Genomic DNA, 12,858 nt, shown 5'->3' with positions numbered 1-12,858 from the left:
ATACGATCGTATGACGTCTATCGTCTGTGGTCTAGTGAATTTTACCATACAACCAGAGTAAAAAATAGTAAATCGGGAGGTTAAAAGAGAGTAGTTATTCTTGTTTTACAATTACGCAAAAGGTCTAGTAATTTACTCAAGGAAGCCTAATGCTTCTTCGATACGCCCCATTTCAATACCGGTCGTCTGATTACCTATAATAGCACCTTTCGTGTTGGCAACTAAACCACTGCCAATCATGGGAAACCCATGGTTCACTGTTCCAATCATCACATCAACATGAAAAAGATCTTTCAGATGGTTTTTTTCTTCTTCGGTAATCTTCGGATGACACAAACATCCCTTATTCGTTACCACTGCAGACATACCTACTATCGGCTGTTGTGCAATCGTACCATATTCAACAGGAACATTTAATGTCTCACTGATTTTTTTCATGGTTTTTTTCTTAATCTCAGGATGAATAAGTGCTCCATAATCGTTTGCTAAAATATCGTTACCAGCAGCATTAATTACATCTTTAATGACGGAAACATTTAACCCTTGACTTTTGATAAGTTGAATTGTGTGCGAATCAGCAATATTAGTGACCACTGCACCATGAGAATTTAAAACAAGAAGTGAACCAATGATTGTTGAATCTGCGATCGTCAGTTCAACGATTTGTACATCCAACGTCTTTGCAATCAGATCCTTTGTCTTTTTCTGGAGACTTTTCTGCACAAAAGCAACAGACTCGTTTACCCTGCAGTACACTCCGACATTTGGATTGTCGTTGAAATCCAGAAGCTGAAGCATACCTTATTCACTTTTCTTCTCTGGTTTCTTTGCAGCCTTTTTTGAAGCAGTCTTTTTTGATGGTGATTTTTCAGATTGTTTTTTTGAAGATTTTTTCTCTTCCTTCTTTTTGTCGGCTGCTGTTTCTTTTTTCTGTGTTTTTTCTTTTGGTTTTTCCTCTTTCTTTTCTTCAGTTTCTTGCTGTTCTTCGGGTTCTTTTGGTTTTTCTTCTTTCTTTTTCTTGATCTTCACATCACCATCAGCTGTTGGTGCTATTTCGTAATCTTCAGTTCCACTTACTGCTCCTTCCGATGGTGCAGCTTCTGCTTCTTCTCGTCGGAGTATCGGTGTCTTTTTCTCTCGTTCTTCTTTTAGGATTTCTCTTCGTGATTTTTTCTCACCGATTTCCGGGAGAGTAACCTCGACAACACCATCCTCAAACTTCACTGCTCGAACACGGATTTTACTTGGTATCTTGAATTTACCATGCGACCAAAGGTATTTATTAACCGAACTATCAATCCATATTTTATCCTGCTCGACTTTCATGTGATGAATCAGAAAATTCCGAACATGTTTGACTGCACGAGGCGCTGCAAGAGAACTTCGCCCGTGTTTTGGTTTTCTGAGAGGAATAATATATATTCGTTCGACTTCTTTTCCCTGTTCTTTTTCAGCCATACACAATCATCATCCTATTTTGAGTTTATTCCGTCGCCAGTTCCGCATTTTTGGATGACGAGTAAATCGCCGATTTGTTCGAATCATTACCCATGCTGGTACCCGACGATTACTTTTTGTCGCCCGTCCTAACCGTAGTTTTTTTCCTAATGATTTATGCGTTGACATTTATATTCCTCTTTTATGAATTTTTATATCCCGTTTTTTCGGGATTGCTCTGGAGAGTAACTCCCGTAACTGTTCATCATTTATTTTACTTTTGAGTCTGCCTGACTGGGCAAGCAGGATCAACTGATGTTCAATGTTTTCGGCGATTTCAGGTCGCGCTGCTCGAATTCTACCAAGTCGTTCACGCGCCTCAGTTGTTAAGATTGCACGAAGGATCATTTTCTTCTGTTCGCTGAGTTCTTTTTGTTGAGCCTCTTCAAGTTCTTCCTGAGCAAGCATTTGTTGCTGTTGTTGCTGAAGTTCAAGGAGTTTTTTACGTCTGATACTTTCCAGATCATCATCCATAGACCAGACACCTCAAACCCATCTTTAGATACTTACAGGAGTTTTAATATTTTTTTAACTCAGGATGACTTTCAAGCAGTGTTTGTTTAACCTCAAATGCAGTATGATCTAAAAAGGATACACCTTTTGGTGTAAGAATCCTTCCTTTTCCACGAACTTTAGTAACATAGCCAGCTTGTTCGAGTTGCTGAATCGCATGTCTAATTACTGATCCACTTCCTGATCGGGCTCGATTTGGTTTTGATCCCCGATCTCGATAACCGCCGTATTCACTTCTCAGACGTTCGATACCGATGCCATTGCTGATATAGATCTTTCTAAGAATCGAAGCACATCGAACATGCCACCAGTCTCGATTCTCCGGAGGATTTTCTTTATGAACACCGGTTTTAACAAAGGCCGTCCACGGTGGTGGTGTAATCGCTTTTTCGTTCTGAAGTTTTTTAGTCAAAGCTTTGATCAGCTCATGAGCAGGAACATCAAATGCTGTTGTCATAGGCTCTTTCTTCCTTTATCTTTATATAGATTGGGTATCGGTAATAAACCATTTGTTATTTAAGCATATTGGATAGAGGAAAAGACTATGCAAAGGCAAATATCTAAAAATCTTTGCTATCGCTAACCCTGCTGTAAGGAAGTATGCAGAAGATATCCTAGCATCATAAATATTATATTATGGTGCCGAATACACCTCCCTACGAAATGCTAGGAGATATACTATGGTAAAAGAAAAAATAACTGAAGATATGACGATCCGCGAAGTTATTGACAAATATCCTGAAGTAGCAATGGTTTTTATGAAATATAATATTGGATGTATCGGTTGTATTGCTGCATCATTTGAAAAAGTGAAAGACATCGCAACTGTCCATCAAATCGACATACAAAAACTGATTAAAGATTTAAATGCGGCTGTTCAAAAATAATCCTTATTTTTTTAGAAAGAACGCTGCGTGATGACGAGTTCTCCGTGTTTTATTCCTTTCAATGCTTGAATGGTATCAGAAAGCCGCTGAATATCAGCTGTTTTTCCTTTTAAAACTAAGATCTCAAGACAGGTGTGATGATCAATATGAATGTGTGTTGTCGTCAGAATTGATTCATGATGATCATGTTGTATACTAAGTAATCGCTCATTAAGTGATGACGAATGATGATCATACAGGATCGTTAACGTACCAAGACTTTCAGATTCAGGGTCCATTGTTTTTTGTTTCACGATGAAGTCGCGAATGAGATCACGGATCGCCTCTGAACGGTTCGTATATCCCTTCCTCTGTATAAGTTGATCAAAATGGTGTAACAACTCTGGCTCTATTGAAACTCCAAAACGTGTAATTACTTGCACGGTAACACCTATGCCCACCAATCGTAGCACGAATTTATATTTTTTGTTACCGCAATTCTTTTAAAGAGTCACGTATTCACCACCATCTAAAAAAAATGGAGGAAGACAACGCAATGTGGCTGATAACAACCTTGTTTTCTGCACTAATTACAACAGCACTCTGGATGAAAGCACCTAAAAAATACCACTTTGAAATCCCAATGCTCATGTTCTGGGGATCAACCATCATGATTTTCATCGACCATCTGCTCGGCTATGATGGAGACTCCTTTGTTACCCTAGAAACTGAAGGGATTGTCTCGAACAGCATTATCTTAGGCATCCTTATGATCCTTCCAGTACTTGCCGTCTGGGGAATCTACCTCCTTATAAAAAAACAAAAACCAACAACACAACTGAGGTGAAAAAAAATATGGCGTGTTTTATTGTGCCTATGTCATTGGGAATCGTAACAACACTTTTTCGTAAAAAAATACCAGAAGCTTTAAAAATCAGCTGGCTGAACATTATGCTCTGGGGAGGTGTTCTCATGCTTGCAGTAGAACATATCGCCCATGAGGAAGTAATTCTTTATCCACCCTTCCTCACTGCGATGCAAACACCAGCTGAAATACCAGTCATGCTTGAAGAAATGGCAACCATTGGTGGATCTATGACCATTGCAATCATTTGCATATGGATAACTCTCGTTGCTATCACGCATCAAATGACAAAAACCAAACAAAAAACAATACAAAGCTAACCAAAATCCTCTCCCTCTTTCCTTTTTATTCTTTTTCAATTCCTTTCAAGGTATACTTTTATCAGGATGCTGGTACAACTCTCCAAGAAAGACTCGTAAGAGATGGGGATACTTGCTTTTTGTTTTACCTGCACCATACCCAACGCGGTAGATTTTCATGAGCGGCATCGATCCAAACTGAGTCGCAAGCGTGGAAATAATCGCGGCGCCAGTGGGAGTCACCAGTTCGTACCTTCGTTCATCAGTATAGACAGGGATATTTTTCAGAAGTTCAACTGTTGCCGGAGCTGGAACTGGAAGAACACCATGTTCACATGAAATAAAACCTTTACCCAAGGGAAGCGGAGAACAATAAATTTTCTTAATATTCAGATAATGAATGCCAAGAACCGATCCAACAATATCAATAATCGCATCAACAGCACCAACCTCATGAAAATGAACCTCTTCAAGAGAAACATTATGAACTGTACGTTCAGCCTCTGCAAGACGATAAAAAATATCGATGCTTGTTTTTTTCACGGATTCATTCAATGAACTTTGTTCTATGAGTTTTTTAATATCAAAAAAATGACGATAGCTCTGTGGGTCCTGAACCTCAAGAGAAACATCGATACCAGCGATCTGATGATACGTTGTTTTCTGAACCGTTAGCCGATATCCAGATATATCCAGTTTTTTTAGCTCCTGCTCCAACACAGAAACTTCGAAACCAAGATCAAGCAATGCCCCAAGAATCATATCTCCAGCAACACCGGAAAAACAATCAAAGTATGCAACTGTCATAGCATTAATCACCGGTGAATCAGACTCGCAAAATATCCTGCACCAAAACCATTATCGATATTCACCACAACAACACCCTCAGCACAACTATTCAGCATTGTCAACAACGGAGCAACTCCCTGAAAACTTGCACCATATCCAACACTTGTTGGAACAGCAATCACCGGTTTCGCAGTAAGTCCACCAACAATACTTGCCAACGCACCTTCCATACCTGCAACCACAATAATCACTTCTGCGGTGAAAATCTTATCTTTTAATTCAAATAATCGGTGCACACCAGCAACACCTACATCATAGGCTTTTTCAACCCTGCTTCCCATGAGCTCTGCAGTGATCACAGCCTCCTCAGCAACAGGAATATCAGATGTGCCAGCAGTTAAAACTAAGATAAAACCTTTTTTCTTTTTTACCTTCTCTTGTTGAATCACAATGGTTTTTGCAAGTTCATGGTATCGAGCAGAAGGATACAGTTTTTTCACCTCAGAGAAAATCGCCTCATTTGCTTTCGTTGCAAGAATATTGGTCTGATGAGCTATCATGGTTTTCATAATTTTTAGAATCTGCGGAATTGTCTTTCCAGTACAGTAAATAGTTTCAGGAAATCCTTTCCGCACAGATCGATGAGTATCGATTTTTGCAAAATCAAGATCCTGATACGGTAAGGTTTTGAGAGCATCTAACACTGTTTCTAGAGTAACATTTCCTTTTTTATAGTCAAGCAATAGTTTTTTCATCATTTTCCAACACCTCATTCATACTCCCTCTTCGATACCCTTGGATATCTAACGTACTATAGTGAAAACCGATTCTTTTAAAATAGTTTGATATGTCTGCAGCATTTCTCAGAATAATTGGGAAGTCTTTTTGTTCAACTTCAATCCGTGCAATATCCTCATGATACCGAACCCGAACAATTGTTAATCCTAACTGTTTGAGATACGTTTCTGCACGATATACCTGCTGCAACCGCCTTTTAGTTATTTGAACACCATAGGGAAATCGTGAGGCAAGACATGCATCTGCAGGAAGAGCCCATGTCGTCAGATGATACTGTTTACTGAGTTGCCTGATCTCCTGTTTTGTGAGCCCGACATCTCGAAGAGGACTGAGAACACCAAGTTCATCTAACGCTTTTTGTCCTGGTCGATAATCAAAATGATCATCAGCATTCGAACCATCAAGAATAGTAGATATATTGTTTTTTCGTGCAACCTCTTGAATTTTTTTGAAAAGATCTCGTTTGCAATAATAACATCGATTCTTTGAGTTGTTGACAACATGTTTATTTTTGAGTATATCATTTTTAATCATGATATGCTGAATGCCCAGAGTTTTTGCATACTTCTGTGCTTGGAGACATTCTTGTGATGTATACATCGGTGAAACCACCGTGATGGCAACCACGTCTGAGCCAAGAATCTCATAGGCAACTGTGATTAAAAAAGTACTATCAACACCGCCGGAATATGCTACTGCGACTCGGTGTAGTTGTTTCAACGTTGTCTTGAGATTTGAAAGTTTTTCCTGTAGTATCCTCTGCACAAAGGAAAAACAGGAAAGCACCCATCTATATAATTATTCTGCAGGTTTACGAAATTACCGGAACATTGTATACAGTTTTTTCGCGGTTCGTTTCTTCCAATTCCCTTTATGATACACATAACTAACTAAGAGAGGAAATGATAAGGTCGCCTCTGAAAACACCATCTGTTCAAATCCAGTATCGACCTTTCCCCAGGAATGCGCTTCTTTGAGTGTAGATCCAGAAAGACCGCCGTCTCGCTCATCAGCAACTGTCAGCTGCACTGCATATTTATGCATCGGTGCATTTACCCCAAGAATATCAGCTGCAACTACCGTATCTTGTACAAAATTCTTCGGCACACCACCGCCAATCATGATCAAACCTGTTTCTTGTGATTTGATTTTTAATTCAGTTAATTCACGGAAGTCTTTTACTGAGTCAATCGCAACATAGTCTTTTTTCTTCTCATGCTGATGGAACACTAATCCAAACCCTGCACTGCAATCAGAAAATGCAGGGCAGAAAATTGGAACCTGATGACGGTATGCTGCTAACACCACAGATTCAGGGTTTTTCCCATGACTTTCAAGGTATCGGCCCATCTCATAGATAAACTCTCGTGATGAATACGCACCCGGTTTCATCTGGTCAGCGATCCTTTTTGTTGTCATATCGCACTCACGGAGATCATCCTCGTCAATAAAAGTATCATAGATCCGATCGATATGCAACTGTTGAAGTTTGGTATCATCACTGCGAATCTCTCCTCGATAATGGTGAAAACCTAGACCTTCGAAAAAATCTTGATCAACAATAATCGCGCCTGTTGAAACAATCGCATCAACCATATTGCATTGAATCATATCAACAACCACATTTTTCAACCCAGCACTAAATAACGATCCTGCAAGGCATAAAATCGTCGTACAATTCTTATCCTGCATCATCATATCGACAATCTTACATGCACGGGCAAGATTCCGAGCTTGAAATGACATCTTCTCAAATGATTCTATTAAAGGAACTGCATTAAATGCTTTGATATCGATATGTTCGATTTTTTCTTTCAACAGCTCTTTTTTTTCATAATTCATGGTATCACCCCGAGTGATACTAATACTGAGTTGATTTTTTACCATACTATCCGAAGGTACATAGAGAAACCTATATAAAAATCATCGTCACAAAAAACTCTTTAAATTTTTTACCATTTTTCATAATGAACAATTTCAGCTAAACTCTTCCGTGTGGTTGTACGTGCTAAAACTTTAATTGCCTTCTCTCGCAGACTCTGTTTCGCAGACGGATATCCAATCGGTGAAAATGCAACCACTCTAATGCGCTTTGGAATTTCAAGGAGATCCTTGATTTTTTGTTCATCAAAACCCCCAATCCAACAGCTCCCAAGACCAACATCAGTTGCTGCAAGAATAAGATGTTCAAAAGCAATTGCAACATCAACTAAGAAATACTGCATATCATTATGTACACCACTTTCTGTTGGATCACCACAGGCGATAATCAAACAGGGAGCTGTTTTCACCCAGTGATTCACAACACTGGTTTTTGCAACCTGTTGAATTATCTCCTTGTTTCTAATTACAATAAAACGCCAACATTGTTTATTTGCCCATGACGGTGCTTTTTGTGCACATTCAAGAATGTATGTTAAGGTTGCTTCATCAACTGGTTGATCAGAAAAAGAACGAATGCTTTTCCTCTGCTCAATGACATCTCGGAATTCCATACACATCACCAATCTTTAGTAATTTCAATCCAGCGAACCTAATATAGATATCATTTAACCTCTTTTCGTTTTCTCCATTTACAAATTCTGAACGAACAACCAAAAAAAATATTACACCGCGGTAGTATCATTTTTCGTGAGTTGAATATGATGAGAATACAACCTTCTACCATCAATCTTTTGATACTCATATCACTTTTCATCATACTTTCAGGATGTACCACTAAAGAAACACCAGATGTCAAAACCCTCTCAGTTTCAAGTTCTGCATTTATCAACTGGGGACCAATACCTCGTGTATATACCTGTGATGACAAAGATATTTCACCGCCCCTCAGTTTTAGTAATGTCCCTGAAAATGTATCAAGCTTTGTTATTTTTATGGATGACATCGACACACCATCTGAAGATTTTGTCCATTGGATCATCTGGAATATACCCAGAAATGTTACCTATCTGTCCGCTGGTCAAACAACCATGTACCCCCAAGGTACAAACGATTTCGGAACAATCGGATACCGAGGACCCTGCCCACCCTCAGGAACTCATCGTTATTCATTTACGGTTTATGCTTTAGACACCATGCTTTCTCTTAACGCTGGCGCTACAAAAAAAGAAGTTCAAGAGGCAATCAAAGGTCATATCATCGCCCAAGGACAAATCATAGGAAGGTATACCGCTGAATAAACGAAAAAAATCTCTAGTGATCAACCTATTTTAAAACATCTTTTTTCCTCGAAGATAGGTTCGAGCTTCACCGACTGTAAACAACGAACCAGTGATACAAATCAAATCTTTTTTCCCTGCATGCTGAAGTGCGTAATCAATCGCAGATGGAATATTTTCAGTACTATGAATTGTTTTGTTAAACCCTTTACCAAGTATCTTTTCACGAATATGTTCAGGTTCACTTGCTCGAGGATTATTCGATTTTGTAAGAACAACGAGATCAGCTAACGGAACAATGCTTTGGATCATCATATCAATATCTTTGTCTTTCAAAATACCAAGAACCACAATTAAATTTTCATATCGAAAGTCCTGCTGCAACGTCTTCCGAAGCATCTCCATGCCCATCGGGTTATGAGCTCCTTCCAACACAATTAACGGTTCAGATGAAAAAATCTCCATACGACCAGGATGCACTGCTTGGGAGATCCCTTGAATAACATCATTATCAGATAGATACACCCCTTTGAGTTGAAGCTGTTCGACAGCATGGATTGCAAGCGCAATGTTCTCCCCTTGGTATTCGCCAAGCAGTGATGTTCTCACGACATAATCCTTCAGAGTGCCATGAATGAAAAACTCCTGATTGTTTAACGCAGAAGATAACCGTTTCCACTGAGTATCATGTACGAGGATCAGTGGTGCTTTTTTTTCTCGAGCGACCAGTTCGATAACTTCTCGTGCTTTTCGATCTGAGGCAGTAACAACCGGGACATTATCTTTGATAATCCCTGCTTTTTCAAATGCAATTGACTCAAGACTATTACCTAAGATATTAGTATGTTCTAAACTGATATTTGTAATAACTGAAACGAGCGGAACAGCAATATTTGTTGCATCATACCGACCGCCAAGACCAACCTCAAGCACTACATAATCAACATGTTTCTCTTGAAAATAACAGAATGCAAGAGCGGTAACAATTTCAAAAAACGTCGGTGTTTTATTCTGACGTTTCATGAGTTCAACACACGGTTTTATTTTTATAATAAGCTGCGTCAACTCTTCAGAAGATATCTCAGTATTATTGATCAAAATCCGTTCGTTGAAACGTTCCAGATGTGGCGACAGATATGTTCCTACCGTGTATCCTGCATGGTGCAGTATCGAAGTTAGATATCGACACACCGATCCTTTACCATTGGTTCCACCAACATGAATACATGCGAGATCGTTCTGTGGATTACCTAACAGTTCGCATAATATATTGATACGGTCTAAACCAAATTTCCATCCGTACTGAGTATATGATTCTAACCAGCTCAACGCCTCATTGCTATCCATAATTCTAATAACCTTCTGAATAAAGAACATCTGGGATACAACGATGGAGCTTACACCAGGATTCACCCGGAAGAATCTCAACTTTCCGACCGTTGATTTTTAACCGATCTTCAGCATACAGCTGAATTGTCCTGGGGAGAATCTGATGTTCCACCTCTAGGATTCGAGCAGCAAGTGTATCTCGAGTATCATCAGCTAATACTTTTACAGCTGCTTGCAGGATAATCGGACCATGATCCATCTCCTCATCCATGAAATGCGTGGTACACCCTGTGATCTTTACTCCATAGTCTAGAGCATCTTTTTGACCGTTAGTCCCTTTAAATGAAGGGAGTAGCGCAGGGTGAATATTGATGAGTTTTCCAAACCATTTCCGAACAAACTGAGAAGACAACAACCGCATATATCCCGCACCAACCACCAAATCAACCTTATAATCTAATAATATTTTATTGATTTCCTCTTCATGTTCAAACCGTGTTTTCTTCGTCGGATCAATAAAAAAACCAGGAATATTATGCTTTTTTGCACGTTGAAGTGCAAACGCATTCTTCTTATCACTCACCACACAGACCACCGTTGCATCAATCATATGTTGCTCAGAGGCATCTATGATACTCTGCAAATCAGTACCTGTACCTGAGGCAAGAACACCAACACGAATTTTTTTTACCATACTTCTTCATTCCAAACCAGTCATCGTTTTTGTTGTATAAAAACTTCCTTCACCACCGGATAAGGCGCATTGGTTTTAAAACCAACCTCATGAAAATGAGTTCGAGAAACGAGAAAACCACGATGATACAAATAATTAACTATTGTTTTCATACTTGGAGCAGAAACCTTCAAAGACGATGCAAGATCAGACGATGTGTAAAAAAACGGTGGCATTTCTGCTTCTTCTTCAAGTACTGATAAAAGCTTCCACAGCTCGTGTTTTGTTCGAACGTTTCGTTCAAATACACCGGTTCTTAGATGGCTTATTATTTTTTTGTGCTCCAAGCCACCCATCCATAATGGACCAACAGATCCATCATTCTTCAGTTTGCTCATCGGAATCAAACGAGCAGAAACTGGTTGGATCTGTTCTATTGTCGCATCGGCATATTGTTTACCTCTTTTTATCTGAACATATGCCCGGAAATAATGATCTGCGGCATACGAAAGTAATGGTTCAATCCCGCAATCATACCGTGCTGCATCACGACCGAGAGCACCAAGTAAGATTCGTAATCCAATCTCATGCATCACAACCGAATGATATGGGTGCGCAGCATACCTCCTCAAACACACCTTAGGGTACACGCCACACAAGGGGGCAGTATCTGTCGCAGTACATGCAATCACGCCGTTATGAGTACAGCTTTGTACAGCATCGGCAAAATAATATATTGGAGAACCAAACGGATCGATATCAATATACTGAAATCGATTCTTCATGAGGAGTTCTCGAAGGTTTTGATTATATGCAACAGCATTGTTGAGCTTATTATGTTCAATATTTTTTTGAATGAGAGTATATGCTTGAATGTCATGATCATTGATTACCACTGAAAAATCACCGGTGAGTTCATGGGCAAATCTTACTCCACGGATCCCTGATGCTGCAAGACCATCAAGCACGGTAACATGCTTTTTCTGCTGAGTAAGAAACCACTGCAAAAAAACCACAGAAAGATCACGACTACGCTCCATTGTTGGATTATAAAATGGTTGATTTTCTTTAACTCCTGGACCTTTTCCCGTTCCTTTTGATGGATAAATAAAAACTTCGGTTGTTCCCTCTGAAATACGATGAAGTGATACAGACATACTTAAAACAACGGAGGTAGTTTTTCTGCAAGAATTTTCTCTATCTTATATGGAAGAAGATTTCGATTCACAGGAGTCACTTCAAGAATACGTATATCGTCACGACGTCGGATGTCCTGTAGAAGTGGTGTTCGAGATTTCTTATGCAATGTTACCATAATTGGTTTATCTGAATCTAATGCTTCAACAACGATCTCACAGAATTTTTCTGAGAGCATTTCCATTTTTCCAATCTCATCAATAATGATGATATCATACTCAGGGTTATTGATTGCTTTTTCAATTGCAGTCACACCAATTTTTTCTAACGCAGCAACATTCACACCGTATTTGTTTACTTTGTCCTTTGTATCAAAATCTAGATGAGCAAATACTTCACGCTCTTTGGTCTGCCAATCAGTAACATAAAAACCAACCCGTTTTTTATGTTCAATCACCGGTTCTGTAATCATCCCTTCGATTTTGTATCCGCTTTTTTCAATTTTTTCAATGATCTTCAACAGGGTCTGTGTTTTTCCAACACTCGGCATTCCGGTTATGCCAATCTTTGGTACATCATCCATAATAGCATTACGTAATGCAATTTTTATTTAGAAATGTTTGGATTGACAAAGTTCTTCCTATAGCTTAAAAATAAAGTAGGGTGCGTGATAGCTTGTTCTATATGTGATTATCAAGTGAGGAAAAAAGAGTATCATGAGAATCATCCTACCTCCTCCCAATACTCTAACTCATCCTTAAGAATATTAGGAGATTTTAGGTATCAAAGAAGCACTTTGTTTGACATAAGAGTTCGTTTGGAGAAACTCAATCATTGGAGAACTCAGGTATAGTTGTTTTTCTCCAGATCCAGAAGTAGATGAGGGTTGAGTTTGCTCATAAGTACACCTCCTCTCCATTCTTTATCCTAA

Annotated in this window: 19 protein-coding genes; 4 read left to right on the top strand and 15 right to left on the bottom strand. The window is 39.1% G+C overall.

The window, feature by feature from the left end:
• Nucleotides 1–132: 132 nt before the first annotated feature.
• From QXL17_07645 to QXL17_07625, 5 genes are read right to left on the bottom strand one after another with little or no spacing between them, the layout of a single operon-like run.
• Complete coding sequence (locus QXL17_07645; protein MEM4259003.1) at nucleotides 133–798, bottom strand: translation initiation factor IF-6; 666 nt, start codon at nucleotides 796–798, stop codon at nucleotides 133–135.
• A gap of 3 nt (nucleotides 799–801) precedes the next feature.
• Complete coding sequence (locus QXL17_07640; protein ID MEM4259002.1) at nucleotides 802–1,458, bottom strand: 50S ribosomal protein L31e; 657 nt, start codon at nucleotides 1,456–1,458, stop codon at nucleotides 802–804.
• A 9-nt stretch (nucleotides 1,459–1,467) separates the two neighbouring features.
• Nucleotides 1,468–1,626 (bottom strand): 50S ribosomal protein L39e, encoded by a 159-nt coding sequence (locus tag QXL17_07635; protein MEM4259001.1) that lies wholly within the window; start codon nucleotides 1,624–1,626, stop codon nucleotides 1,468–1,470.
• Complete coding sequence (locus QXL17_07630; protein ID MEM4259000.1) at nucleotides 1,627–1,971, bottom strand: DNA-binding protein; 345 nt, start codon at nucleotides 1,969–1,971, stop codon at nucleotides 1,627–1,629. It abuts the gene before it with no gap.
• Nucleotides 1,972–2,014: 43 nt separating this feature from the next.
• Nucleotides 2,015–2,467: a 30S ribosomal protein S19e gene (locus QXL17_07625; GenBank protein ID MEM4258999.1), complete on the bottom strand. Its 453-nt coding sequence runs from the start codon at nucleotides 2,465–2,467 to the stop codon at nucleotides 2,015–2,017.
• Nucleotides 2,468–2,690: 223 nt separating this feature from the next.
• Here QXL17_07625 and QXL17_07620 point away from each other — a divergent pair, with 223 nt between their 5' ends.
• Nucleotides 2,691–2,897: a DUF1858 domain-containing protein gene (locus tag QXL17_07620; protein MEM4258998.1), complete on the top strand. Its 207-nt coding sequence runs from the start codon at nucleotides 2,691–2,693 to the stop codon at nucleotides 2,895–2,897.
• A gap of 11 nt (nucleotides 2,898–2,908) precedes the next feature.
• On the opposite strand, the gene nikR is transcribed toward QXL17_07620, so the two are convergent.
• A complete protein-coding gene (nikR, locus tag QXL17_07615) occupies nucleotides 2,909–3,319 on the bottom strand; it encodes a nickel-responsive transcriptional regulator NikR (protein MEM4258997.1) in 411 nt (136 codons plus the stop codon).
• Between the two features lie 113 nt (nucleotides 3,320–3,432).
• On the opposite strand from nikR, the gene QXL17_07610 reads away from it, so the two are divergent.
• Nucleotides 3,433–3,723, top strand: a complete 291-nt coding sequence (locus QXL17_07610) for a hypothetical protein (GenBank protein MEM4258996.1) — start codon at nucleotides 3,433–3,435, stop codon at nucleotides 3,721–3,723.
• Between the two features lie 8 nt (nucleotides 3,724–3,731).
• The gene (locus QXL17_07605) at nucleotides 3,732–4,061 is read left to right on the top strand and encodes a hypothetical protein (GenBank protein MEM4258995.1); all 330 of its coding nucleotides are present in this window, start codon (nucleotides 3,732–3,734) and stop codon (nucleotides 4,059–4,061) included.
• A 45-nt stretch (nucleotides 4,062–4,106) separates the two neighbouring features.
• On the opposite strand, the gene larC is transcribed toward QXL17_07605, so the two are convergent.
• From larC to QXL17_07580, 5 genes are all read right to left on the bottom strand, one after another.
• Entirely contained in the window at nucleotides 4,107–4,847 is a 741-nt protein-coding gene (gene larC / locus QXL17_07600; GenBank protein MEM4258994.1) for a nickel pincer cofactor biosynthesis protein LarC, read from the bottom strand.
• Between the two features lie 8 nt (nucleotides 4,848–4,855).
• On the bottom strand, nucleotides 4,856–5,584 hold the full coding sequence (larB, locus tag QXL17_07595; GenBank protein MEM4258993.1) for a nickel pincer cofactor biosynthesis protein LarB: 729 nt from the start codon (nucleotides 5,582–5,584) through the stop codon (nucleotides 4,856–4,858).
• Nucleotides 5,565–6,392 (bottom strand): ATP-dependent sacrificial sulfur transferase LarE, encoded by an 828-nt coding sequence (gene larE, locus QXL17_07590; GenBank protein MEM4258992.1) that lies wholly within the window; start codon nucleotides 6,390–6,392, stop codon nucleotides 5,565–5,567. The genes larB and larE overlap by 20 nt, the downstream gene beginning before the upstream one ends.
• A 54-nt stretch (nucleotides 6,393–6,446) precedes the next feature.
• Nucleotides 6,447–7,514: a deoxyhypusine synthase gene (locus QXL17_07585; protein ID MEM4258991.1), complete on the bottom strand. Its 1,068-nt coding sequence runs from the start codon at nucleotides 7,512–7,514 to the stop codon at nucleotides 6,447–6,449.
• 65 nt (nucleotides 7,515–7,579) lie between these two features.
• The gene (locus QXL17_07580; protein MEM4258990.1) at nucleotides 7,580–8,122 is read right to left on the bottom strand and encodes a nitroreductase family protein; all 543 of its coding nucleotides are present in this window, start codon (nucleotides 8,120–8,122) and stop codon (nucleotides 7,580–7,582) included.
• A gap of 147 nt (nucleotides 8,123–8,269) precedes the next feature.
• On the opposite strand from QXL17_07580, the gene QXL17_07575 reads away from it, so the two are divergent.
• Nucleotides 8,270–8,809, top strand: a complete 540-nt coding sequence (locus tag QXL17_07575; GenBank protein ID MEM4258989.1) for a YbhB/YbcL family Raf kinase inhibitor-like protein — start codon at nucleotides 8,270–8,272, stop codon at nucleotides 8,807–8,809.
• A gap of 30 nt (nucleotides 8,810–8,839) precedes the next feature.
• Here the strand turns inward: QXL17_07575 and QXL17_07570 are convergent, their stop codons facing one another.
• The 4 genes from QXL17_07570 to QXL17_07555 are packed head-to-tail and all read right to left on the bottom strand — an operon-like array spanning nucleotide 8,840 to nucleotide 12,510.
• A complete protein-coding gene (locus QXL17_07570) occupies nucleotides 8,840–10,135 on the bottom strand; it encodes a folylpolyglutamate synthase/dihydrofolate synthase family protein (GenBank protein ID MEM4258988.1) in 1,296 nt (431 codons plus the stop codon).
• 4 nt (nucleotides 10,136–10,139) lie between these two features.
• Complete coding sequence (gene purN / locus QXL17_07565; GenBank protein ID MEM4258987.1) at nucleotides 10,140–10,811, bottom strand: phosphoribosylglycinamide formyltransferase; 672 nt, start codon at nucleotides 10,809–10,811, stop codon at nucleotides 10,140–10,142.
• Nucleotides 10,812–10,831: 20 nt separating this feature from the next.
• Nucleotides 10,832–11,947: a tRNA (guanine(10)-N(2))-dimethyltransferase gene (locus QXL17_07560; GenBank protein MEM4258986.1), complete on the bottom strand. Its 1,116-nt coding sequence runs from the start codon at nucleotides 11,945–11,947 to the stop codon at nucleotides 10,832–10,834.
• A 2-nt stretch (nucleotides 11,948–11,949) separates the two neighbouring features.
• Nucleotides 11,950–12,510, bottom strand: a complete 561-nt coding sequence (locus tag QXL17_07555) for an NTPase (GenBank protein MEM4258985.1) — start codon at nucleotides 12,508–12,510, stop codon at nucleotides 11,950–11,952.
• Nucleotides 12,511–12,858 lie beyond the last annotated feature (348 nt).

This window comes from Candidatus Thermoplasmatota archaeon, from assembly GCA_038884455.1.
Taxonomy (GTDB): Archaea; Thermoplasmatota; E2; order DHVEG-1; family DHVEG-1; genus JAWABU01.
This window is presented reverse-complemented; position numbering and strand designations above follow the sequence as displayed.

Bases quoted from the DNA above. Each gene is read 5' to 3' on its own strand.
- QXL17_07645 (MEM4259003.1), bottom strand. From the start codon at position 798: ATGCTTCAGCTTCTGGATTTCAACGACAATCCAAATGTCGGAGTGTAC.
- QXL17_07640 (MEM4259002.1), bottom strand. From the start codon at position 1,458: ATGGCTGAAAAAGAACAGGGAAAAGAAGTCGAACGAATATATATTATT.
- QXL17_07635 (MEM4259001.1), bottom strand. From the start codon at position 1,626: ATGTCAACGCATAAATCATTAGGAAAAAAACTACGGTTAGGACGGGCG.
- QXL17_07630 (MEM4259000.1), bottom strand. From the start codon at position 1,971: ATGGATGATGATCTGGAAAGTATCAGACGTAAAAAACTCCTTGAACTT.
- QXL17_07625 (MEM4258999.1), bottom strand. From the start codon at position 2,467: ATGACAACAGCATTTGATGTTCCTGCTCATGAGCTGATCAAAGCTTTG.
- QXL17_07620 (MEM4258998.1), top strand. From the start codon at position 2,691: ATGGTAAAAGAAAAAATAACTGAAGATATGACGATCCGCGAAGTTATT.
- QXL17_07610 (MEM4258996.1), top strand. From the start codon at position 3,433: ATGTGGCTGATAACAACCTTGTTTTCTGCACTAATTACAACAGCACTC.
- QXL17_07605 (MEM4258995.1), top strand. From the start codon at position 3,732: ATGGCGTGTTTTATTGTGCCTATGTCATTGGGAATCGTAACAACACTT.
- larC (MEM4258994.1), bottom strand. From the start codon at position 4,847: ATGACAGTTGCATACTTTGATTGTTTTTCCGGTGTTGCTGGAGATATG.
- larB (MEM4258993.1), bottom strand. From the start codon at position 5,584: ATGAAAAAACTATTGCTTGACTATAAAAAAGGAAATGTTACTCTAGAA.
- QXL17_07585 (MEM4258991.1), bottom strand. From the start codon at position 7,514: ATGGTAAAAAATCAACTCAGTATTAGTATCACTCGGGGTGATACCATG.
- QXL17_07580 (MEM4258990.1), bottom strand. From the start codon at position 8,122: ATGGAATTCCGAGATGTCATTGAGCAGAGGAAAAGCATTCGTTCTTTT.
- QXL17_07575 (MEM4258989.1), top strand. From the start codon at position 8,270: ATGATGAGAATACAACCTTCTACCATCAATCTTTTGATACTCATATCA.
- QXL17_07570 (MEM4258988.1), bottom strand. From the start codon at position 10,135: ATGGATAGCAATGAGGCGTTGAGCTGGTTAGAATCATATACTCAGTAC.
- purN (MEM4258987.1), bottom strand. From the start codon at position 10,811: ATGGTAAAAAAAATTCGTGTTGGTGTTCTTGCCTCAGGTACAGGTACT.
- QXL17_07560 (MEM4258986.1), bottom strand. From the start codon at position 11,947: ATGTCTGTATCACTTCATCGTATTTCAGAGGGAACAACCGAAGTTTTT.
- QXL17_07555 (MEM4258985.1), bottom strand. From the start codon at position 12,510: ATGGATGATGTACCAAAGATTGGCATAACCGGAATGCCGAGTGTTGGA.